Origin of the sequence: Xanthomonas euroxanthea, from assembly GCF_900476395.1 — a bacterium.
GTDB classification, from domain to species: domain Bacteria; phylum Pseudomonadota; class Gammaproteobacteria; order Xanthomonadales; family Xanthomonadaceae; genus Xanthomonas; species Xanthomonas euroxanthea.
The window spans coordinates 93,944-116,267 of record NZ_UIHB01000001.1; the positions used below are offsets into that span (position 1 = coordinate 93,944).

Consider the following 22,324-nt stretch of genomic DNA (forward strand, 5'->3'; position numbering starts at 1 on the left):
CCCCGCGCAGGCATCGCGATAGGCCTGGCGTTCATTCCAGCTGCGACAAGGCCTGCTGGATCGGCGTCTGCCCGTCGATGAAGCCCACCGTCTTGCCGATGGTGGCCGGCAGCGCCAATGCCGCTGCGATGACCTGCGCGACGTTGGCACGCGACACGCCGCCGTCGGCATCGCCGCCCGGATCACGGGTGATGCGGCCCGAGGGCGGGTCCTGGGTGAGGCGCCCCGGCCCCAGCACGGTCCAGTCCAGCGGGGTAGTGCGCAGGTGTGCATCGGCCGCGGCCTTGGCCTGCGCGTAGGCGAAAAAGGCATCGTCCGGGCCAATGCCGTGTTCCAGCCCGGCGCCGAGATAGGACACCATCACGTAGCGGCGCACGCGGGCCTGTTCGGCGGCCTGCATCGAGCGGATCGCCGCATCGCGGTCCACCGCGTAGGTGCGCGCGGCATTGCCGCCGCCGGCGCCGGCCGACCATACCACCGCATCGTGGCCGGCCAGTTGCGCGGCGATGGCGTCGGTGTCGGCCTGTTCGATATCGAACAGCTGCGGGGTGGCGCCGTCGGCAATCACATCGTCTGCGTGCGCAGGATTGCGAAACAGTGCAGTCACCGAATGCCCGCCGCGCACCAGCAGCGGCGTGAGCAGGCGTGCGACCTTGCCATGGCCGCCGATCAACACGATACGAGACATCCCAACCTCCAAGACGGCGCGCCCTCGCGGCGCGGACTGCCCGCATCCTCGCCAACAGGGCGCTAAGGCAGCGTTATCGGCCGCGCAGGCGCATGGCCAAACGCTGCTTCCCGGCATGCGGTGCGTGGAGGTCCGGATGCGAGGGGGCGGTGACGCACGCAGTGCAGCGGCATCGCGACCACCCTGCGCATCACGCAACCACCCGCAGGCGATGCACTGCGCCGATCAGGCGGCATCGCGCAGCAGCGCTGGCATCTCTCGGCTGTCGCTACCAGCGTGCAAGGCGCAGATGCAAGGTAGACCGTCGCCCACGATCCTTTCGGTCAGCCCGCTGCCGATCATCGGGGTGGCGCCTGCCTGCCGCACATCTGGGACACTACGGCGCCACACCTTCGGGATGCCCATGTCCAGTCCAATCGATAGCGATCTTCGTCCACGCGTCGGATGCGGCGCGTTCATCCGCCGCTCCGATGGCCGCCTGCTGCTGGTGCAGCGCGGGCGTGCGCCCGAGCAGGGCCATTGGGGCCTGCCCGGCGGCAAGGTGGACTGGATGGAAACGGTGGAACATGCCGTGGTGCGCGAAGTGCTGGAAGAAACCGGCCTGCACGTGCAGTTGCAGGCCGTGCTGTGCATCGTCAGCTACTTCGAGCCGGACCTGGCGCCGCCGCAGCATTGGGTCGCGCCGGTGTATCTGGCCGCGATCCAGGGCAGCGAGCACGCCGTGCGGCGCGAGCCCGAGGCGATTGCCGACATCGGCTGGTTTGCGCTGGACGCGCTGCCGTCGCCGCTGACCACCTCCACGTTGCAGGCGTTGCAGCATCTGCCAACTGCGGCGTCGGCACCTGCCGCCTGAGTGCGATGCATCGATGCCGCTGGACCCGGTGCCGGCGGCGATGCACCGGCCTGCGCAGTGTTGGTGCTGATGCTTGCAGCAACGCGATGTCCGCGCGGATGCAGGGCGACGCGTGCGCTGCCTGCGATGCCGACCGCTTGCGTACGTTTGATGCGGTGGCCTGATTGCGCGCTGCGGTGTGCGTAGTTGCCGCATTTGCGTTACATCGCGTCGTTACATGCAACGTGCGTGTCTGCACGACTTCCAGCACATCATCTGCGCTGTCTGCTGGCGCTATCCTCGCCGGTTCGACTTGCCTGGGAGGGCACCGCATGACACGTCATTGGTTGAACAAAACGCTAGCGCTCACGTTGGCCTGCACCGCGTGCAGCATGCACGCAACCGCCGCCGAGCCGGCCACACCGGCCACCGCATCCACCCCGGATGGCATCCGGCACGTGCCTGCATTCGACCTGCCGGTGTCGGAGTTTCTGAGCCCGGCTGCACGTGCGCATATGGCCAACGGGGTGGCCCGCGCCGATCCGTTGGACAAGGCCGACAACGCCACCTTGCTCAAGCAACTGCCGGGCATCCGTGCCGACACCGAACGGTGGGCCAAGGGCGTGATTGCGCAGCTGCGCACGCGCTACGCGGTGGAGATCACGCCCGAAACCTGGAACGGCGTGCCGGTGCTGCGGGTGGAGCCGCGCACGCGCACACCCGAGCAGGCCAGGCGCGTATTGATCGAGCTGCATGGCGGTAGCTTCGTGATGGGCAGCGCCGCCTCGTTCGGGTTGATGGAGGCCATTCCGCTGGCGGCAATGACCGGCATGACGGTGGTCGCGGTGGATTACCGGATGGGCCCCGAGCACCAGTTCCCGGCCGCCAGCGAGGACGTGGCGGCGGTGTATCGCGCCGCGCTCAAGACCTACGCGCCCGAGCGCATCGGCTTGTTCGGGTGTTCGGCCGGCGGCGTGCTCACCGGCGAATCGCTGGCATGGTTCGCCAAGGAAAAGTTGCCGATGCCGGCAGCGGCCGGGCTGTTCTGCGCCGCAGGCGATGCACGCTACCGCGGCGATTCGCGCATCGTGGTGGCGGCAGTGAACGATGCCTTGTTGCCGGACAAGGCCGGTGCGTTGCCGATCTGGGAAGACCTGTACTACGGCGACAACGTGGACTTCCACGACCCGCTGGTGTCGCCGGTGTTTTCCGATGCGGTGCTGCAGCAGTTCCCGCCAACGCTGTTTCTGACCGCCACGCGTGCGGCCGAGCTGAGCAATGCCGCCTACACGCATGCGCGCCTGGTGGACCTGGGCCGTGAATCGGATCTGCATGTGTGGGACGGGCTGGGCCACGCCTTCCACCTCACCAACGCACTGCCGGAAAGCCAGCAGGCGCTGCGAGTGGCCGCGCGTTTCTTCAGCAAGCACCTGGGCCTGCCGCCACCGACGCTGGCCGCGCCACGCTAACGCCACGCTGACACCGGCTAGGCGCGGTGCTTACATCCTCTAACCTAGGTTGAGGCCGACTGGCGTTGCACATGCAACGCCGCCGTTGATCAGGAGAATCGAATGAGTCTGCAAATTCCTCAAGGTGCGTTGGTGGTGGTGGCCGATGGCGGCGAAGCACGCTGGTTCACCAATACCGGCAACGAAGCCAACGTGGTGCTGCGCCAGCACGCGCGCACCGATGTGCAGAACGTCGACGACGATGGCCCGGCCGGCAAGGCGCCGCAGGATCTCAGCGAGGCGGACATGGACGAGATGACCTTTGCCAAGCAGCTCTCGCATGCCCTGAACGATGGCGCGCTGAAGCACGAGTACACGCATCTGGTCTTGGTGGCCGACCCGACCACGCTGGGCCGCGTGCGCCCGCTGCTGCACAAGGAAACCCAGCAGCGCCTGGTGGGCGACCTGGCCAAGGACCTGACCAACCTGCCGCTGGAAGACATCCAGCGCGCATTGTCGTAAGCACACCGGAGCGGCGAGACGATGGGGTTTGTTCGCGACTACGCCACCCAGGCGCCCGAACGTAGCGAGGTGGATGCACAGGCCGGCCTGCAGGTGCTGGAGTTCGGTACCGACTGGTGCGGCCACTGCATCGCCGCGCAGCCGCTGCTGCAGAAGTTGCTGGGTGGCATTGCGGCGCTGGACTACCGCAAGGTCGAAGATGGAAAAGGGCGGCCCCTGGGCCGCTCGTTTCGCGTCAAATTATGGCCAACCATCATCCTGCTGCGCGACGGCGTGGAAGTCGCACGCGCCGTGCGCCCGCAGACGCGCGAAGACCTGCAGCCGCTGCTGTCGCAGCTGGGCGAGGCGCCGGTCTAGCGCGCAACGCGCCTGATCGATGGCTCGCCATGGCGTGCAGATGCCCTGCGCATCGATGACGCGATGCAGGCGCGCATTGCGCCAGATGCCTTGAAACAAGCGGGTTTTCGCCATCTGGCGGCATCCCGCCTGCAGCGACCTGCGCGCTGTAGTACCATAGCGGGCTGATCAAGCCCTTGGGCATTGCCCATCCCTTGGTCGTCTGTCCCGCAGCGTCGCTGAGTTCACGCGGCCGTCCGGGAATGCCTCCGGCGTCATCCAGTGCCTGTGCCATTGCCATGCCTGACTGATGCGCCGTGTCCTGTGCGTTGCCAGGGCGAGTGGGCAGCGATGGCCGCACCTGGAGACACGACATATGCACGATACGCGCGCAATTGCCTCGCACTTCGGTTGGTTCAAGCGCCGCCGCCAACTGCAACTGGACGAGGTCACGGTGGTCGATCGCGGCATGCTGCGCAAGGCCGTGGGCGCTGCGGCGCTGGGCAATGCGATGGAGTGGTTCGACTTCGGCGTGTACGGCTATCTGGCGGTGACGCTGGGGCAGGTGTTCTTCCCGGCCAGCAATCCCACTGCGCAGTTGATCGCCACCTTTGCCACGTTCACCGTCGCGTTTCTGGTGCGGCCGATCGGCGGGCTGGTGTTCGGCCCGCTCGGCGACCGCTACGGGCGGCAGAAGGTACTGGCGGCCACCATGATCCTGATGGCGCTGGGCACCTTCAGCATCGGCCTGATTCCGTCCTACGCCAAGATCGGCCTGTGGGCACCGGCGCTGCTGTTGCTGGCGCGGCTGCTGCAGGGGTTTTCCACCGGTGGCGAATACGGTGGCGCGGCCACCTTCATTGCCGAATACGCCACCGACCGCAATCGGGGATTGATGGGCAGCTGGCTGGAATTCGGCACCCTGGGCGGCTACATCGCCGGTGCGGCCACGGTGACGGCGCTGCACATGACCGTGACCCCGGCGCAGATGCTCGACTGGGGCTGGCGGGTGCCGTTCCTGATTGCCGGCCCGCTGGGGCTGCTGGGCCTGTACATGCGCATGAAGCTGGAAGAAACCCCGGCGTTTCGCGCCTATGCCGAGCAATCCGAACAGCGCGAACGGGAAACCGCCGCGCAGGGCCTGCTGACCATGCTGCGCCTGCATTGGCCGCAGCTGCTCAAGTGCGTGGGCCTGGTGCTGGTCTTCAACGTCACCGACTACATGCTGCTGACCTACATGCCCAGCTACCTCAGCGTCACCATGGGCTATGCCGAGAGCAAGGGCCTGTTGCTGATCATCCTGGTGATGCTGGTGATGATGCCGCTCAACATCGTCGGCGGCCTGTTCAGCGACCGGCTGGGGCGCCGGCCGATGATCATCGGTGCCTGCATCGCGCTGTTCGCGCTGGCCATCCCCTGCCTGCTGCTGATCGGCAGCGGCCACGACGGGCTGATCTTCGCCGGCCTGATGCTGCTCGGCCTGGCGCTGGTGTGCTTCACCAGTTCGATGCCGTCCACGCTGCCGGCGCTGTTCTACACGCCGGTGCGCTACAGCGCGCTGTCGATCGCGTTCAACGTGTCGGTGTCGCTGTTCGGTGGCACCACGCCGCTGGTGACGGCCTGGTTGGTGGAGCGCAGCGGCGACCCGCTGGTGCCGGCCTACTACCTGATGGGCGCGGCGGCGATCGGCCTGGTGACCATGCTGTTCGTGCGCGAAACCGCCGGCCTGCCGCTGCGTGGCTCGCCGCCGGCGGTGGCCAGCGATGCCGAGGCACGCGCTTTGCTGCGCGCCGACAGCCCGGTGACGGTGGATGCGCAGCTGCCCGGCAGCACGGCACCGTCCATCGGCCCGGCACGCACGGCGTAGGCGGGCTCGGGGCGCGCGGCCGGGCCGTCACCGGCCCGCCTGTGCGGTTGGCACGCAAGGCCATGGTCCGGCGCAGCGGTGGCGACCGTGCAGCCGCCCTGCCACCGGGTGCCTGCAGTTGCCGCCGCTAGCGCGGCGCGTGGCCGTGCGGCTCGGGGGCGCGCATATCGGCCGAGGGCATGCCTTGGCCGGTTTCCACATAGCGTTTGAGGCTGCTGCCCAGGAAGAAGCGCCAGCCGCGGACGCAGGCGTCCCTGCAGGGCGAGTCGCGATAGCCGGAGTGTGCGAACTCCACCTGCGTGCCCTGGCTGGTGGAATGCAGATCGAAGCGCATCACCGTGCCCTCCCAGGCATCGGTGTCGAGCATGTTGGAGGCGTGGCAGCGCCACAGCACCAGGCGGTAGTCGGCGCCGTCGTCGATGCTCAGCTCCACCCGCCAGCCCTGCCGGCTCCACTCCAGCCGCACCCGGTTCCCGACCAGGCTTACCTCACGCGTCCACCAGCAGGCCAGCTGCATGGGCTCGGACAACGCGACGCAGACCACTTCCGGTGCGGCCGCGATGACGATGCTGTGGCGGATCTCACGATTCATCTGACCAGCATTGGCTGCCTGATCCCGATGATCGCGCATTTTGCCGGCCGATTGCAGAATGCTTTTTCCTGACTGCCGGGTTCGCTCGTCCGGCGCTCACATGGCGCTGGGTACCATCGGCGCGAGCCCAACAACGAAGAGCAGGCATGACGACGCTTCCGATAACGGTGATGGACGTTGCCGCGCAACGCGATCTGGCCACCGCGCACGCGCTGCTGGAAAACCCCGGTGTGGCAGCCCAGCTGGCCAATGCGTTGGGCGCACCGATCGAGAACCTGATGACCCGGCGGCTACCGAAACTGGTCACCCGCAGCATCGATGGCGTCACCCGCCGCGCGCTGCAGGTGGCGATGAAATCGGCATTACTGAGCCTGCGTGGCAGCACCGATGCGCAACAGCCCGCGTCCACCGCACGCCACACCATGGCGGTGGCCGTCGCCGGTGGTGCGGGCGGATTCTTCGGCCTGCCCGGCCTGCTGGTGGAGCTGCCGGTGACCACCACGGTGATGCTGCGCTCCATCGCCGATATCGCCCGTTCCGAGGGCGAATCGCTGCACGATCCGGAGACCGCATTGGCCTGCCTGGAAGTGCTGGCGCATGGTGGGCGCAGTGTCGGCGACGACGGCGCCGAATCGGGCTACTTCGCGGTGCGCGCCGCGATGGCGCAACAACTCAGCGCCGCGGCGCATTACGTTGCCGCGCACGGGTTTGCCAGCAAGGGCGCGCCGGTGCTGGTATCGCTGGTGTCGCGTGTTGCGGCCAAGTTCTCGGTCAATGTCGGCGAAAAACTCGCCGTGCAGGCCGTGCCGCTGGTCGGAGCGGTCAGCGGCGCCACGCTCAATACGGTGTTCATGCGCCACTTCCAGGCAATGGCGCGCGGGCACTTCATCGTGCGCCGCCTGGAGCGACGGTATGGCCAGGATGCGGTGCGGCGTGCGTATGAGGCGCTGCCTGCGGCGCGTTGAACGTAATGCACGGCGTAGCGCACGGCGATGCTGCACATCGCGCGGCGGATGGGCGTACGCGCCATCCCGGCAACATGCAAGAACGCAGAATTTGCAGGCCTGCGCTGATGCACTGGCACCCGCATGCTGGTCTGGCGTTGCATCGATCCAGTCGTGTGGCTGCACGCCGCCGTCTGCGCGCGCGACAATCGCGTTCGCTCTTCCCGGACGTTTTTCATGACCAAGTCTTTTTCGCCAGCTTCTGCACGCAATCGCGACCCGATCCTGGAGGTGCTGCAACGACACGTTGCCGACCGTCGCAATGTCTTGGAAATCGGTGCGGGAACCGGGCAGCACGCGGTGCATTTTGCGGCGGCGATGCCGTGGCTGCGCTGGCAGGCCAGCGACCATGCCGATCATCTGCCGGGAATGAGCCAGTGGCTGGACGAGGCGGCACTGCCGAACACGCCGCCACCGATCGCATTGCAGGCGGTGCTGACACCGATGCCCGGCCTGGCGCCCGCACCGCCATTGCCGCCCGCGCGGGCCGGTGTGCCTGCCGGCTATGACGCGGTCTACAGCGCCAACACCTTGCACATCATGGGCTGGCCGCAGGTGCAGGCCTTGTTTGCCGGGTTGCCGGCGGTGATGGCGCCGGATGCGCTGCTGGTGGTGTATGGGCCGTTCAACCGCCATGGGCAATTCACCAGCGAGAGCAACCGCGCATTCGATGCGATGTTGCGCGAGCGCGACCCTGCGTCGGGAATCCGCGATGCCGAAGCAGTGGACGCACTGGCGGCGTCGGTGGGGTTGCAGCTGATCGACGACGTGGCGTTGCCGGCGAACAACTGTTGCCGGGTGTGGTCGCGGCAGTCGCGGTGAGTGTGTCGCCGACACGTTGCCGATGCGGCAGCGGCGCTGTTTTCCAGTGCAGTGGATTGCAAGGGCCAGGACCGGGAAGCGCACTGCACCCGATCATGCACGGAGAGGGCGGTGCGCTGCGGCAGTCAGCGCCTGCGCCGTTCCAGCCACCACAGGGCTGCGGCCAGCGTGAGCCAGGCCAGCAGCCAGGGCCAGCGGGTACCGGGTAGCGATGTAGGCGTGCCGATGCCTGCGCGCGCGTCGATGGCGGCCATCGCAACGGTGGCGTCGCGGGTTTGCTGGCTGTACAGCGCGGAGGCATCGCCGGGCGCGCGCACATAGAGCCAGCGCTGTTGTGTGCCGGTCTGCAGGCGATGCCAGCCTGCGCTGGTCGGCCAGTAGCCGGCGCAGGCCCGGGCGCCGCTGGCGGCATCGATCAGCAGCGCCTGGGAGCGACCGGTGGAGTCGGTGACATGCGCGTCTGCGGCGACACCGCACAGCGCCATGCGTTGGTGCGACCAGCCTGTCTGCACCGCAGCGGGCGCCGTGCCGCCGGCGCGGGCGACCGCACCGAACAGCTGCGCCCATAGCGCGGCATGCAGGTCGCTGCGGCCGGCCAGCACCAGGGCGAAGCTGTCTTCGACCAGGCCGATGCCGATGCGGCCGCGGCCTTGCTGGCGCCACCAGCCCAACGCGCTGCCATCGTCTGCGCGTGCGGCGATCACCGCGTCGGCGTCCTGCGCTTGCAGCTCGCGGCGTTGCAGCGGCGGCAGGGGCGTGGCGTCGGCCGGCGCTGCGGCCGGATTGCTGGCGCCGGGTGCTGCCAGCGCCAGTGGCGCGGCGACCGCGGCGCTGCTGCTGCCGCCTGTCACGGCCAGGCCCAGCGCGCCGAGCGCGGCGCGGGCGGCCGCATCCACGGGGCCGTCGGTGCGCACCAGCACGCCCAGGCCGCGGCCGATCGCGGCACGCAGGCCCTGGCGCTGCGCGTTGCCCAGGGCCTGCAGGCGGCGCTGGTCGATGACCAGCAGGTCCAGCGTGTCCAGGCTGGCTGCGTCCAGGGCGGCCACCTCGCCCAGCTGCATGCCGGGTCCGACGGCGATCTGGCTGCGCACCTGCATGCCGGCATCGCTGGCCCAGCGGCGCAGGTATTTCAGGTCCGGCTGCGGGGCGCCGGCCAGCACCAGCACGCGTGCGGACGGCACCGCGGCGATCAGCACCGGCACCGGCACGCGGCCGCGTTCTGCGCCTGCGCCATCGCGCAGGCGCAGCGCGAACACCACCTGCCCGGGTGCGCGCGCCTGGCCACGCAGCTGCACCTGGCCGGCCGCATCGGCGGTGGCGGTGTCGACTACCTGCCCGGCGGGATCCAGCAGCTCCACCCGCGCGCCCGGCAGGCCCTGCACGCGCGCGCTGATCGCGATGCGTTCGCCGGGTGCGACCGGGGGCGGCGTGGAGACGGCGACCAGGCCTGCCGGCGCCGGGGTCAGCGCCAGCCGCACCGGGATGCGCAGGGTGTCGCGGTCGCGTGCGAGCAGGCCGCTGCCATGCACGACCAGCGCGGTGGTGCCGGGCGCACGCCGCAACGCGGTGGCCAGATCCGGCATGCGGGTCACGCCTGGCAAGGCGGGCGCCTCGGGCAGCGCGACCCACGGCGCGGCATTGGGGCGAACCCGATCTGCCTGGGTGCCGGCGGTGGCGACATGCAGCTCGCTTGCACTGCCGGCGCGTGGCGGCGGCAGCAGCACCGGGTAGAGCAGGCCGGCGAGCAGCGGCTGGGCGGCGAGCAACAGCCACAGCCGGAAGCGCGCATGGGGCTGCCGCGCGTGCGCGCGCAGCAGCCGCCACCAGCTCAGCAGCACCAGCAGCAGCAAGGCACTGCCGACCAGCCAGGGCAGCGAAAGCGTCATGGCTGCGGCTCCCGGCGCAGGGCATCCAGATAGCGCTGGCCGCGCGCGTCCGGCGTGGGGCGCCGGCGGACCGGCGCCGGCGGGGCAACGAGCGTGCGCCAGACCTGGGCGCGCAGCTGGGCGCGGCAGCTGGCGCAGTCCGGTTCGGCGCGCAGGGTTTCCACCGCGGCGGCCAGGCTCAGCGGATCGGGCAGGCGGTCCTGCCGGGTCTGCAACCACTGCGCGTAGCGGGCCAGGGCGGCCTCCGGGACCGGCGCCTGTTCGCCCAGCGCGTCCCATAGCTGCAGCGCGGACGGATCCGGATCCGGGCGGGTGTCCAGGCCGGCGGCGCGGTCGCCCAGGCCGGCGCGGTCGCCGCTCAGGCGCCGGCCGGGGTCGATCGGCGGCAACTGCGTGCCGACCCGCGCCAGGTAGATGCGTTCGGCCTGCTGCACCTGCTTGATGAAGCCCAGCGCCTTGTTGGCAAACGGCAAGGCGCGTTCGGGGTGGCCCTGGCGCAGCTCGCCCTCGGACTGCCACATCTGGTCCAGCGCGGCGCGCAGCAACGCGCGGGTCTGCGGGTCGAGCAAGGTGGCGGCTTCGGCATGGTCGTGGGTGTGCCCGAACTCGGACAGCACATCCTGCGCCTGGCCGAAGCCGTGGCGTTCGGGCCCGCCGTCGCCGTGCGCATGGTCGTGGTCGTCCAGCGCGGCGGCGCCGGCCTCGGATGCGGCAGCGTGGTCGTGGTCGTGCGCGTCATGCCCGTGTTCGTCCCGGGCGGGCGCGGGCGCCGCCGCCGCAGGGGCGGCCGGTGCATCAGCGGTGGGCATGTCGGCGGTGGGCAGATCGTCGGCCGGGGCGTCGCTGGTGGGCGGCGCGTCGGCGGTCGGCGGGCCCTTGGGCGCACCTTCGCTTTCTTCGCCCAGGAACTGGCCGTAGCGCAGCCGCAGCAGGCGCTGGTCCACGCCGATGGCGTCGGCGCGCTTGAGGTAGGTGGCCGCGTCCAGGCGCGGTTTTTCCTTCAGCAGCGCCTCGGCGTCGATGATGATCTGGCGCTGGCTGCGGAAGTAGGCCGGCAAGGTCTGCTTGATGCTGGCCTCCAGGCCGGCGGCCATGGTCTGCTCCGGCGGTGGCCAGCGCAGGATCACGCTGGCGCTGCGGCCTTCCTGCGGGCCGGGCTGGCGGGTGTCGTGGACGATGAGCTGGGCGATCAGGTCGTCGCCTGCGGCCATGCCCAGCGCCTGCGGCTGCAGCGCGGTGGCGAAGCTGCGGCGGTTGGCCGGGCCGCTGCCGGTGAGCGTGCGGCGCTGGGTGGTGAAGGTGATGTTCTCGCCGCTGCCCTGGGCCAGGGTCAGGCGCAGCTCGGCGCTGGCGGCCACCGCGTAGTCGTCGCTGGCCTCGAAGCGCAGCGTCCAGCCGCCATTGGAGGGCGTCCACAGCACCAGGCTCTGTTCGGGCGCCAGCACGCGCACCTGCGGCGGGCGGTCCGGCAGCACGTCGAGGCGGTGCAGCCGGCGGTCGGCCGGCGCGCCGTCGATGAGGATGCGGTACAGGCTGGCGCGCTCGGCGATCCACTGGCCCTGCCAGTGATCGGTAGTGCCCTGCCGGGCCAGCGCGACGCTGCGTCCGTCGGTCAGCCGCAGCGCCACGCTGCGCGGCGCCGGGTGGACCTGCAGCTGCCAGTGCAGCCGGGTGCCGGCCGGCACGCGCGCATCCAGGCCGGGCAGGCGGGTGGGCGGCAGGCCGGTGTAGGCGGGCGGGGTGCTGTGCAGCCGTGCCTGACCCAACGTGGGGGTGCCGGTGTTGGCACCGGCTGTTGCGGCGATCCGGTCCTTGCCTGCCGTGGGCCGGTGGGCGGAGTGCGGCCACAGCAGCACGGCGGCGCAGGCGAGCAGGCCGAGCAGGCTCCACGGCCAGCCGCGCCGCCAGGGCCAGGCCGGGCGCAGGTCGCGCGGCGTGCTGCGCAGGCGCTGTTCCAGGCGCTGGCGTTGCAGGGCCTGCAATGGGCCGAGCTGCCCGGGCGGGGCGAACAGCAGGTCGCTGCTGTCTTCCAGATCCGTATCGCGATCCAGCCGGCGGATCAGCCAGACCTGGTCGAGCCGGCGTGCCGGCAGCACTGCCACGCCGAGCAGAACCAGCAGGCCCAGCAGGCCCAGCAGCATCGGCAGGAGCGCCGGCTGCGCACCGGCGCGCCAGGCCAGCAGCGCCGGCAGCACGGCCAGCGGCAGCCCGCACAGCAGCACGCCTGCGGCCTGCCGCCGTCGCGCGGCCTGCCATGCGCGGTGCAGGGCAGGCGTGCTCATGCCGCGGTGCCCCGGCGCGGCGCGGTGGCCAGCCAGCGTTCGACCGCAAACAGCAGCAGCACCAGGCCGATCAGCCACGGCGCCAGCGGTCGGGGGGCATTGGCCAGGCGGATGGCGGGGCCGCGTTGCGGCTGCTGGGTCTGCGCCAGCGCGCGCTGCGGTGCGGGTACCGACTGCAGCGCGTTGTGCAGGCGGGTGGGAAAATCGGCCTCCAGCAGCGCCGGCAGCTGCTGCGGCTGCAGCGGCGCGGCCCAGCGCAGCAGGCGACCGCGGCCCACAGCGCTGGCATCGATCAGCGGGGCGCCGTGTGCATCCTGCAGCAGCGGTTGCAGCGGGCCGGCGAGTGCGGGCGGGGCCGGCGTCTGCGCCGCGAGCAGCAGTTGCCCGCCGGCGGCGACCCAGGCGATGACCGGCGCCGGCGGTGGGCGCTGCGACAGCCAGGCCACCACCGTGCCGGCCGGCCAGCGTGCCGGCGCGGCGTCCGCGGGCGTGCCCACCGGCAGTGCGCCGGGCAGTGCCCAGGCGGCATGGACCGCGCGCAGATAACGCAGGGCCGGATCGGCGGGAGCGTCGGCGATGGCCTGCAGCCGCAACGGTGGAACGGCCGCCACGGCGGCCGCCGGCGACTGGCCGGGCAACACCTGCCAGTGCACCTCGCGCGACAGCTGCAGGCGTTGCGCATCCAGCGGCCCCCACTGGCTGGGCACGATCACGCTGAGCGCGGTCTCCGGCGGCAGGCTGGCATCGAGTTCGCGCAGCAGGCTGCCGACCGGCGGCGCGGTGCCGGCGGGCGTGGCGGGTGGGCGTGCCGCATCGGCAGCGATCGGCGGGAAGCCTGGCGCCAGCCAGACCCACTGCGCGTTGGCCGCGTGGGTGAGTGCCCGGGCGGCGGCCAGATCCACGCCGGGGCTGACCGCGATGCGCGGGCGCGCCTGCCGGTGCTCGCGCAACGCCGGCTCGGCCAGCAGCAGCGCCATGGCGGCCAGCAACAGCAGGCGCACCAGCAGCAGCGGCCATTCGTCGAATCGAACGCGGTGCCGGGGGCGCGGCAGCGCGCGCAGCCAGCGCAGTGCGGCAAAGTCGGTGGGGCGGTGTTCGCTACGTCGGGCCAGATGGATCAGCATCGGCAGCAGCAACGCGGCCAACGCGGCCAGGCCGGCGGGGAACAGCAGGAGCAGGTTCACCGCTGCGCCCCCTCAGCTGCGGCGGTCGCGCCGGTGCGCCGGCTCATCGCCGCGCACCGTGCGCAAACAGCGCGCGCAATGCCGCATCCGGTGGCGCATCCAGATAATGCACCGCGTGCGCAATGCCGGCCGCCTGCCAGCGTGCCTGCAGCGCGCGCTGGGCCGCGCCGAAGCGTTGCAGATACGCCGCGCGCATCGCAGCGCCATCGCCAAGCAGTTCTTCGCCGGTTTCCGGGTCGCGGAAGCGATGCCCGCCGTCGAAAGGGAAATCGCGTTCGTCGCAGGTCAGCACCTGCAGCTGCATCACCTCGCGGCGTGCGGCGGCGAGTTTTTCCAGGGCGCCGAGCAGTTCTTCGTCGAAGCCGTCGCCAATCGACAGCACCAGGGTGTGTGCGGCAATGCGTTCCCATAGCGGACGCACTGCGTCCATGCCCGGCCAGCGCCCACCGGCGCGCAGCCCGTGCAGGGCCAGCCAGAGCCGGTCGCGCTGGCGCGGCCCGCCAGCGGCCGGCACGGCGACCAGGCCGCCGCCATGCACGGCGAACAGGCCGACCTGGTCGCCCTGGCGCAGCGCGACGTCGGCAGCGCACGCGGCCAGGGTCGCCATCGCCTGCAGGCGCGTGTAGTGCGGGCGCGCCTGATCGGCCTGGCCGGCGGAGGCGGTGGCATCGAGCAACACCCACAGCGTCAGCGGACTCTCGCGCTCTGCTTCGCGCACGAAGAAGCGGTCCGAGCGGGCGTAGAGCTTCCAGTCGATCTGGCGCAGTGCATCGCCGGGTTCGTACGCGCGGTATTGCGAGAATTCCAGCCCGGCGCCGCGGCTGCGGCTGGCGTGCTGGCCGATGCCCTGCGCGCCCTGCGCCTGCCGCGCGCGCAGCTGCAGGCCGCGCAGGCGGCTGCGCAGCTCGGCAGGAAGCAGTGCCGGCACGTCCTCGCTCACGTTGCCGCGCGCCTCACGCCGGGAACGGCACGGCGCGCAGCAGCGCGGCGACCACATCGTCGGCGCTGCGTTGTTCGGCCTCGGCCGCGAACGACAGCAACAGGCGATGGCGCATCACCGGCGCGGCCAGCGCGGTGACGTCCTCGCGGGTGGCGGCAAGGCGGCCGTGCAACAACGCACGCGCCTTGGCCGCCAGCACCAGCGATTGCCCGGCGCGCGGGCCAGCGCCCCATTTGATCCATTGGCGCACCTCCTCGCTGGCCTGCGGGCCGGGGCGGCTGGCCCGCACCAGGCGATTGATCCAGGTCAGCAGGTCCGCGCCCACATGCACGTGCCGCACCTGTTGCTGCAGCGCCAGCACGCTGTCGGCATCCATCACCCTGGGCACCTGCGCACTGGTGGTGCCGGTGGTCTGGGTGAGGATGTCGCGCTCTTCCTGCTCGCTGGGGTAATCCACCCGCACATGCAGCAGGAAGCGGTCCAGCTGCGCTTCCGGCAATGGATAGGTGCCGGCCTGTTCGATCGGGTTCTGCGTGGCCAGCACGAAGAACGGCGCCGGCAACGCATAGGTGGTGCCGGCATAACTCACCGTGCGCTCGCTCATCGCCTCCAGCAGCGCGGCCTGGGTCTTGGGCGGGGTGCGATTGAGCTCGTCGGCCAGCAGCAGGTTGGTGAAGATCGGGCCCTGCTGGAACCGGAACTGCCGATGCCCGGTGCCATGCTCCTCTTCCAGCAACTCGGTGCCGAGAATGTCGCTGGGCATCAGGTCGGGGGTGAACTGCACGCGGCGGAACTGCAGCTCCAGCGCCTGCCCCAGCGAGCGCACCAGCAGCGTCTTGCCCAGGCCGGGCGCGCCTTCCAGCAGGCAGTGGCCGCCGGCCAGCAGGCCGATCAGTAGTTGCTCCACCACCGCGTCCTGTCCCACCACCGCCTGGGCCAGGGCTGCACGCAGCGCGCCGAGTTGGGAGAGCTGTGCGGTGAGGATGTCGTCGCTGGGGGAAGTCATGGGGATGTCTCGTTGTCTGGCTGCTGGCGTAGGAGCGCGCCTGCGCGCGATGCGTTACCGGTCAATCTTCATCGCGCGCAAGCGCGCTCCTACAAAGGCGTGCGCGGCTTGCGTATGCGACGGGCGGTGGTGTCGTGCCTGGGAAAATCTCGCGTGATTCCTGTAGGAGCGCGCTGGCGCGCGATGTGGCGTTACCGATAAAGCCTCATCGCGCGCAAGCGCGCTCCTGCGGATCGATTTCAGTTGGTCAATGCATACATCACGATGTTCACTGCGAACTTGGTGTTGTCTTCGGCCAGAAACCGCTTGTTGCGCCAGTCGTAATCCCATTCGCAGCCGTAGTCCTTGTTGCTGTACAACACGCCGAGCCGGCCATCGATGCTGATGCCCCTGAGATAATCGTGCACCAGATCGTCGCCCCAGCCATTGAGCTCGAAACTGGTGGCCGGCGGGCCGTCGGGGAACTTGAAGAATGCGCTGTACAGACGGTGGCTTTTGGGCAGCTTCTGCAATGCGCTCTTGCCGAAGATCGTTGCCATCTGCGCCTCGAACGAGGTGGCGAACAGGCCGTCGATATCGTGATTGCAATCGTCCACGAACACGAACCCGCCATTGCGCACATAGCGTTCGAAGTTGCGCCGCTCGGCCGGATTGAACTCCACCAACTTGTGCCCGGACAGGTAGCAGAACGGCGCCTGCAACATGCGCGGATCGGCCAGGTCCAGCACGTGCTCCTGCGGGTCCACGCGCAGCTGGGTGTAGTCGATCAGCGAGGTGATCAGGTTGGACGGCATGCGCGCATCCACATCCCAATCGCCCGAATCATAACGCAGCCGGGTAAACCAGAAATCGTAATTGCCCGCCGCCCGCGCACGCAGCGGCAACGCCAACGCAGTGACGCTACCGAGCAGCAATCCAAGGAAATGACGACGTGATGTCGGGGCCATGAGGAAACAGGGAACCGGAAGCGCTGGTAAACAATCAGGTTGGGAGGAGCGGCTCTTGCTCTCCCATTCCCGATTCCCCAATCCCGATTCCCGGCTCCTCCTCACACCGCATCCGACAACGAGGTAAACGTAAAGTCGCGCAGCCGCATCGGTGGAATCATCATCACGTAGCTGGATTCATCGCCGGCCACGCGCACCGGCCTGCCCAGCTCGTCGATGTTGTTGAGCATGATGATCGGCGATTCGTTGAAGCGGAAATTCTTCACCGGGTACTTGATCTGCCCGTTCTCGATGTAGAAGGTGCCGTCGCGGGTCAGCCCGGTCAGCAGCACGGTCTGCGGGTCGACCATGCGGATGTACCAGGTGCGCGTGACCAGGATGCCCTTCTCGGTGCCGCGCACCAGCTCGGCGATGTTCTTCTCGCCACCGGCCATCAGCAGGTTGCCCGGCTCACCGACCGCGCGCTTGCCGTTCTTCTGCGCCCAGAACCGCGAATACTGCAGGTTGGCGATCTTGCCGTTCTCCACGATGGCCATCTTCTCGCGCGGCAGGCCTTCCTCGTCCCACGGCAGCACCGCGGCACGCGCATCCCACGGGTCGGCGGTGATGTTCACCCGCGGGTCGTAGACCTGTTCGCCCAGCTTGTTGCCGCCGCCCTTCTTGGACAGGAAGCTGCGGCCCTCGTCGGCCATGCGCGCATCGAAGTAGCGCATCATGAAGGAGATCAAGCCTGCTGCCGCCGCCGGCTCCAGGATCACCGTGTACTTGCCCGGCTCCAGCGCCTTGGCTTCGGACGAATCGCTGGCCTTGCGCATGGCGATGCGGATGTCCTGCTCGGCCTTGAAGTCGGCGGCATCCTTCAGGTTACGCCCCACCCAGCCCGAGCCGCGGCCGTCTTCGGTGCGCACGGTGCAGGTGTAGTCGAACCGCGCGCCGCGCTGGTAGCCGAAGTTGCCCTTGCTGTTGGCGAACGCGGTAAAGCTCTGGCCATCTTCCAGGAAGCCGGCCGCGATCAATCCCTTGCCCTTGCACGGGGCGATCGAATCGGCGGCCACCTGCGCGCGGAATGCCGGGTCGATGGCGGCGGTGGAGTCGCTGAAGGTGGGGCTGGGTTTATAGGTCTGCTTGTCCACCGCCGGCATGAACTCCGGGTTTTCCGGCGCCAGCCGTGCCAGGTCTTCGGCGCGCCGCACCACGCGCTCCAGCGCGGCGTCGTCGAACTCGTTGATGGTGGCGACGCCCACGCGCTTGCCGAACGCCACCTGCACCTGCAGGTCAGTGTTGTCGACGATGCCGCTGGTGGACACGTTATTCAGTGCGAAACGGATGTTGCCGTCGATCGAGCCGCTGAGCGTGGCGGTGCACTCGTCGGCCTTGGACAGCTTGATGACCTTGTCCAGGATGGCCTTGGCCTGCGCTTCGGTAAGGATGCTCATGTGGGTTTCTCCTGTCAGCCGAGCGAGCGGGCGGTGTTGATGACGTTGATGCCGTCGAAACGGGCGGTGGACGAGCCATGCGAGACCGCCGAGGACTGGCTCGGCTGGCCCTTGCCGTCGAAGAACGAGCCGCCCAGGCGGTAGTCGCGTTGATCGGCCACGGCGCTGCAGGCATTCCAGAATTCCGGCGTGCGGATCTGGTAGGCCACGTCCTCGAGCATGCGGGTGATGGCGCCGTTCTTGATCTCGTAGAACAGCTGGCCACCGAACTGTGCGTTGTAGCGCTGCTGGTCGATGGAGAACGAGCCGTCGCCGATAATGTAGATGCCGTTTTCCACGTCCTTGATCAACTCGCTCACGCTCAGCGGTGTCTTGCCGGCGGCCAGCGACACATTGGCCATGCGCTGGAACTGCACGCTGGACCACGAGTCGGCATAGCAGCAGCCATCGGAGGCGGTCTTGCCGAGGATATGCGCCTGGTCGCGGATGGCTTGATAGTCCACCAGCTTGCCGTCGCGGATCAGGTCCCACTGCTTGGTCTTGACGCCTTCATCGTCGTAGCCCACCGCGCCCAGGCTGCCGGGCTGGAGCTTGTCGGCCAGGATATGCACCTTGTCGCTGCCGTACTGGAAACCGGCCTTGAGCTTGTCCAGCGTGGCGAAACTGGTGCCGGCGTAGTTGGCCTCGTAGCCGAGCACGCGGTCCAGCTCCAGCGGATGGCCAACCGACTCGTGGATGGTCAGCCAGGTGTGCGAGGGGTCCAGCACCAGGTCGTACTTGCCCGGCTTGACCGACGGCGCCTTGAGCTTTTCCTGCGCCTGTTTGGCCGCGGCAATCGCATCTTCCTTCATGTCGTAGGACAGGCCGTAATTGACCACGCCGTTGGGCGAGACGAACTTGCCCGAGGCGGCGCCATCCAGATACTCGTAGCCCAGCCCCATCGGCGCGGACAAGCCGTCGCGGGTGCGGAACTTGCCGCTGGCCTTGTCGATGGCGGTCACGCTCAGCGGCGCCCAGATGCGGTGCACGTCTTGGTCGATGTACGAGCCATCGGTGCTGGCAAAGTACTTCTGTTCGTTGACCACGAACAGCATCGAGTTGACGAAGCTGGCGCCGGCCGCGGTGGCGGCCGCGTTGACGCCCAGCAGCAGGTCCACCTTGTCCTTGATCGGCACTTCCATCGCGTTCTTGCTGATCGGCGTCTTCCAGCTGACCTCGCCCACGCCCGGCGTCGGCGCCAGCTGCACCGGCGTGCCCTGCACCTTGGCATTGGCCTTGGCGATCGCGGCAGCCTGCGCCGCGGCCTTGGCCACGCCTTGCTCGGTGAGCACGTTGGTGGCGGCAAAGCCCCAGGCGCCGGCCACCAGAACGCGCACGCCGGCACCGATGGATTCGGTGTTGACCACGTTCTGCACCTTGTCCTCGCGGGTGATGACGAACTGGCGCAGATAACGGCCGATGCGGACATCGCAATAGCTCGCACCGGCCTGGCGCGCGGCGTTGAGGCCGGCATCGGCCAGGCGCTTCTTGCGGCCCACATCCAGTTGCGTCACCAACTGCTCGGCGGCGATCGCCTTGCCGAAGTAGGCGGGCACGATCAGCCCGCCCATGGTCAGCCCGGTCAGGGCCAGGAAATCACGTCGCTGCACGGCAACTCCCCAATGATCCCGCGCGGCGCGCAGGTAGTGTGGTGACGCACAGATCGCTATCTGCACGGTATCGCCGATTCTTGCCGGGCGATGAACGCTGCGTCAAATGACTTTCGGCAGGGGTAGGTCTGCAAACGCAAGACGTGCATGAACCCGGTGGCGCAGCAGGCCTGCACATGTGGCGAGCGCGGCTGGCTGCGTGTGGTGCTGCCTCATCGCGTTGCCCTCGGTGCGATCGATACCACGCGTGCCTTTCTCGCTGGCGATCGTGGCATGCACGCGCGCGTGCCATCGCGCGCAGTCGCTGTTTCACATGGCCCACGGCGGCTGAAAACGAAACGATGGTCTGCGGGGTTGCTGCAGGGCCCTTGCCCGCCCACCATCGCAGGACACGCCGCAAGTACGTCCATGTAGGCGCTTACGCGGCATCCATGCCGCGTAAGGTCCTGCGACGGTAGGCGGGCAAGGACCTGTCGGGATGGTCGGTGTGTGTGTTTGCAAGCAGTGCATGACGAGCGCTGGTTGGATCACGGGGCATTCGCTCAACCTCTCACCATTTTCCATCGCAAGCCGAGCGACAGACCGGACTCCAACACCCAATCTACAAACGTCTCGCCTGCGCACCGCAAGCCGAGTGACACGCTTTCGAAAGAACAGCCGATCAACTGTCTGGTGCGGTGTCCTCGCCGATTGCGGGACCGTGTGGCGGCATGGATGCCGCCACCGAGCCTACATGGACGTACTTGCGGCGTGTCCCGCGAGCGGTGAGGGCACCGCGCCCTCGACCCGCCGGCCTTTTGACTTGGGCATCTGATCGCGTCTAAACGCCGCCGCGGTCTAAGTCCCGATCGCTTTAGGTGGTTCGTCTCGATAGACAGGGACAGTGCGGCTGGATCACTTGCAGAGCGGATGATCTGCGCCCTGGCTGCAGGCCCCTTGCCCGCCCACCATCGCAGGACACGCCGCAAGTACGTCCATGTAGGCTCTTACGCGGCATCCATGCCGCGTAAGGTCCCGCGACGGTGGACGGGCAAGGACCGGTCACGATGGTCGGTGTGCACAGTTAAGAGCGGTAAGAGCAGTGCGCGATGCGCGCTGTTCGATGCTGGTGCGCAAGCTCAATCTCTGGGGCACCGCGCCCTCGACCGACCAGCTTCTCTCAACCCAACGCACGCGCGGTGTTGATCACGTTGATGCCATCGAAGCGCGCCGTGGACGACCCGTGCGAGACCGCTGATACCTGGCTGGGTTGGCCCTTGCCATCGAAGAACGAGCCGCCCAGGCGGAAGTCGCGTTGGTCGCAGACCGCGCTGCAGGCGTTCCAGAACTCCGGCGTGCGGATCTGGTAGGCGCCGTCTTCCACCAGCCGCGTGACCTGGCCGTTTTCGATTTCGTAGAACAACTGCCCGCCGAACTGCGCGTTGTAGCGCTGCTGGTCGATCGAATACGAGCCACGCCCGTGGATGTACAACCCGCGCTCGACGTTCTTGATCATGTCGGCAACCGCCAGCGGCGTCTTGCCTGCCGCCAGCGAGACGTTGGGCATACGCTGGAACTGCACGCTGGACCACGAGTCGGCATAGCTGCAGCCATCGGACGCGGTCTTGCCGAGCAGATGCGCCTGATCACGCGTGCACTGGTAGTCGACCAGGATGCCGTCCTTCACCAGCTCCCATTGCTTGCTCTTGACGCCCTCGTCGTCGTACCCCACCGCGCCCAGGCTGCCGGGCTGGGTGCGGTCGGCGACGAAGGTCACCGCATCGCTGCCCCAGCGATAGCCGGCATCGCGCTTGTCCAGCGTGGCGAAGCTGGTACCGGCGTAGTTGGCCTCGTAGCCGAGCACGCGATCGAGCTCGAGCGGGTGGCCCACCGACTCGTGGATGGTGAGGAACAGGTTGCTCGGGTCGATCACCAGATCGTACTTGCCGGCCTTCACCGATGGCGCGGTGAGTTTGGCGCGCGCCTGCTTGGCGGCGGCGATCGCATCCTCGCGCGCATCGTAGCTGTGGCCGTAGCCGATCAGCCCGCCTGGCAGCTGGTGCTTCTGGCTGGCATCGCCGTCGAGATATTCGTAGCCCATGCCCATCGGCGCCGACAGCCCGTCGCGGGTGCGGAACTTGCCGCTGGCCTTGTCCACCGCGGTAACGGTGAACGGCAGCCACAACCGGTGCACGTCCTGGTCGATGTAGGAGCCGTCGCTGCTGGCGAAATACTTTTGCTCGTTGATCGCGAACATGCGCGAGGCCACGAAGGTCGCACCGGCATTCAACGCCGCCGCGTTGACGTCCATCAGCAGCGCCACCTTGTCGCCCAGCGGCACTTCCATCGCGTTCTTCTTGATCGGCGTGCGCCATTGCACCTGCCCGGCCGGCGTCACCGGCGCCAGCTGCACCGGCGCACCGCCCAGCCGCGCGTTGGCCTTGGCGATCGCCACCGCCTGGCGCGTGGCGGTGGCCACGCCATCGCTGGTCAGCGTATTGGTGGCCGCAAACCCCCAGGCGCCATCGGCCAGCACGCGCACGCCAACGCCACTGGATTCGGCATTGACCACGTTCTCCACCTGCGCCTCGCGGGTGATCACGAACTGGCGCAGATAACGGCCCACGCGCACATCGCAATAACTGGCACCGGCCCTCTTGGCCGTGCTCAGCGCGGTATCGGACAAGCGACGGCTGCGCGCGGCATCGTTGGGAGCGAGCAACTGCTCGGCCGCGATCAGGCGCGTGTGCGGCAGCAGCAGCCCGGCAGCACCGATGCCGGACAAGGTGAGGAAGGTACGACGGTCCACGGCGGTTCTCCGTTGAAGGCCAGCGGCACGACTCCCCGCCGTGCCAGCCCCCGAGACTGGCCGGTGTGGGCGCTGGCGGTCAAGGGGGCAATGCC

General features: G+C 68.9%; 18 protein-coding genes. 7 read left to right on the forward strand and 11 right to left on the reverse strand.

Annotated elements, in window-relative coordinates; all coding sequences use genetic code 11:
- Positions 1 to 31: 31 nt before the first annotated feature.
- Entirely contained in the window at positions 32 to 688 is a 657-nt protein-coding gene (locus tag CPBF1521_RS00375; protein ID WP_115675541.1) for an SDR family oxidoreductase, read from the reverse strand.
- A gap of 403 nt (positions 689 to 1,091) precedes the next feature.
- Here CPBF1521_RS00375 and CPBF1521_RS00380 point away from each other — a divergent pair, with 403 nt between their 5' ends.
- From CPBF1521_RS00380 to proP, 5 genes are all read left to right on the forward strand, one after another.
- Positions 1,092 to 1,541, forward strand: coding sequence for an NUDIX hydrolase (locus tag CPBF1521_RS00380; RefSeq protein WP_115675543.1), 450 nt, complete (start codon positions 1,092 to 1,094; stop codon positions 1,539 to 1,541).
- 371 nt (positions 1,542 to 1,912) lie between these two features.
- On the forward strand, positions 1,913 to 2,989 hold the full coding sequence (locus tag CPBF1521_RS00385) for an alpha/beta hydrolase (RefSeq protein WP_181142099.1): 1,077 nt from the start codon (positions 1,913 to 1,915) through the stop codon (positions 2,987 to 2,989).
- A gap of 102 nt (positions 2,990 to 3,091) precedes the next feature.
- Positions 3,092 to 3,490 (forward strand): host attachment family protein, encoded by a 399-nt coding sequence (locus CPBF1521_RS00390; protein ID WP_104586097.1) that lies wholly within the window; start codon positions 3,092 to 3,094, stop codon positions 3,488 to 3,490.
- Between the two features lie 21 nt (positions 3,491 to 3,511).
- Complete coding sequence (locus CPBF1521_RS00395) at positions 3,512 to 3,847, forward strand: thioredoxin family protein (RefSeq protein WP_104586095.1); 336 nt, start codon at positions 3,512 to 3,514, stop codon at positions 3,845 to 3,847.
- Positions 3,848 to 4,202: 355 nt separating this feature from the next.
- Complete coding sequence (proP, locus tag CPBF1521_RS00400) at positions 4,203 to 5,693, forward strand: glycine betaine/L-proline transporter ProP (RefSeq protein ID WP_104586093.1); 1,491 nt, start codon at positions 4,203 to 4,205, stop codon at positions 5,691 to 5,693.
- A 127-nt stretch (positions 5,694 to 5,820) separates the two neighbouring features.
- Here the strand turns inward: proP and CPBF1521_RS00405 are convergent, their stop codons facing one another.
- On the reverse strand, positions 5,821 to 6,285 hold the full coding sequence (locus CPBF1521_RS00405) for an SRPBCC family protein (protein WP_115676447.1): 465 nt from the start codon (positions 6,283 to 6,285) through the stop codon (positions 5,821 to 5,823).
- Between the two features lie 170 nt (positions 6,286 to 6,455).
- Between CPBF1521_RS00405 and CPBF1521_RS00410 the strand changes: the two genes are divergently transcribed.
- Together CPBF1521_RS00410 and CPBF1521_RS00415 are read left to right on the forward strand one after the other, a co-directional pair.
- Entirely contained in the window at positions 6,456 to 7,250 is a 795-nt protein-coding gene (locus CPBF1521_RS00410; protein WP_104586091.1) for an EcsC family protein, read from the forward strand.
- Positions 7,251 to 7,466: 216 nt separating this feature from the next.
- The gene (locus CPBF1521_RS00415) at positions 7,467 to 8,111 is read left to right on the forward strand and encodes a DUF938 domain-containing protein (protein ID WP_115676448.1); all 645 of its coding nucleotides are present in this window, start codon (positions 7,467 to 7,469) and stop codon (positions 8,109 to 8,111) included.
- A gap of 125 nt (positions 8,112 to 8,236) precedes the next feature.
- Here the strand turns inward: CPBF1521_RS00415 and CPBF1521_RS00420 are convergent, their stop codons facing one another.
- The 9 genes from CPBF1521_RS00420 to CPBF1521_RS00465 all read right to left on the reverse strand — a co-directional run bounded on the left by CPBF1521_RS00420 (position 8,237) and on the right by CPBF1521_RS00465 (position 22,229).
- Positions 8,237 to 9,997: a carboxypeptidase regulatory-like domain-containing protein gene (locus CPBF1521_RS00420; RefSeq protein ID WP_115675544.1), complete on the reverse strand. Its 1,761-nt coding sequence runs from the start codon at positions 9,995 to 9,997 to the stop codon at positions 8,237 to 8,239.
- Positions 9,994 to 12,279, reverse strand: a complete 2,286-nt coding sequence (locus tag CPBF1521_RS00425) for a hypothetical protein (RefSeq protein ID WP_181901047.1) — start codon at positions 12,277 to 12,279, stop codon at positions 9,994 to 9,996. The genes CPBF1521_RS00420 and CPBF1521_RS00425 overlap by 4 nt, the downstream gene beginning before the upstream one ends.
- Positions 12,276 to 13,463, reverse strand: a complete 1,188-nt coding sequence (locus CPBF1521_RS00430) for a BatA domain-containing protein (protein WP_115675546.1) — start codon at positions 13,461 to 13,463, stop codon at positions 12,276 to 12,278. Before CPBF1521_RS00430 ends, CPBF1521_RS00425 begins: the two co-directional genes overlap by 4 nt.
- Positions 13,464 to 13,506: 43 nt before the next feature.
- Complete coding sequence (locus tag CPBF1521_RS00435; protein ID WP_115676449.1) at positions 13,507 to 14,403, reverse strand: DUF58 domain-containing protein; 897 nt, start codon at positions 14,401 to 14,403, stop codon at positions 13,507 to 13,509.
- Positions 14,404 to 14,416: 13 nt separating this feature from the next.
- Positions 14,417 to 15,409, reverse strand: a complete 993-nt coding sequence (locus tag CPBF1521_RS00440) for an AAA family ATPase (protein WP_115675547.1) — start codon at positions 15,407 to 15,409, stop codon at positions 14,417 to 14,419.
- Positions 15,410 to 15,648: 239 nt separating this feature from the next.
- Complete coding sequence (locus tag CPBF1521_RS00445; RefSeq protein WP_370659357.1) at positions 15,649 to 16,356, reverse strand: DUF4159 domain-containing protein; 708 nt, start codon at positions 16,354 to 16,356, stop codon at positions 15,649 to 15,651.
- A 101-nt stretch (positions 16,357 to 16,457) separates the two neighbouring features.
- Positions 16,458 to 17,792: a TldD/PmbA family protein gene (locus CPBF1521_RS00450; protein WP_115675549.1), complete on the reverse strand. Its 1,335-nt coding sequence runs from the start codon at positions 17,790 to 17,792 to the stop codon at positions 16,458 to 16,460.
- 14 nt (positions 17,793 to 17,806) lie between these two features.
- Positions 17,807 to 19,441 carry a TldD/PmbA family protein gene (locus CPBF1521_RS00455; RefSeq protein ID WP_164740131.1) on the reverse strand — a complete coding sequence of 545 codons (1,635 nt, stop codon included), beginning with the start codon at positions 19,439 to 19,441 and terminating at the stop codon, positions 17,807 to 17,809.
- Between the two features lie 1,159 nt (positions 19,442 to 20,600).
- Positions 20,601 to 22,229, reverse strand: a complete 1,629-nt coding sequence (locus CPBF1521_RS00465; protein WP_181901048.1) for a TldD/PmbA family protein — start codon at positions 22,227 to 22,229, stop codon at positions 20,601 to 20,603.
- Positions 22,230 to 22,324: the final 95 nt, after the last annotated feature.